The following is a 209-nucleotide window of genomic DNA, read 5'->3' as shown; positions in this document are numbered from 1 at the left end:
ACGGCGTTTCACTTCTGAGTTCGGCATGGGGTCAGGTGGGACCACCGCGCTAAAGCCGCCAGGCAAATTCTGTTTAATCTGTATCAGGCTGAAAATCTGTCTCTTCGCCAAAACACCTTCGGCGTTGTAAGGTTAAGCCTCACGGTTCATTAGTATCGGTTAGCTCAACGCATCGCTGCGCTTACACACCCGACCTATCAACGTCGTCG

At 52.2% G+C, this 209-nt stretch carries 1 rRNA gene; it reads right to left on the bottom strand.

From position 1 onward, the window contains the following. Nucleotides 1–128: 128 nt before the first annotated feature. Nucleotides 129–209, bottom strand: a 23S ribosomal RNA gene (locus tag FHC48_RS23380); the annotation flags it as partial.

Source organism: Enterobacter sp. EC_50, assembly GCF_019584525.1.
In the GTDB taxonomy this organism is placed as follows: Bacteria; Pseudomonadota; Gammaproteobacteria; order Enterobacterales; family Enterobacteriaceae; genus Enterobacter; species Enterobacter roggenkampii.
This window is presented reverse-complemented; position numbering and strand designations above follow the sequence as displayed.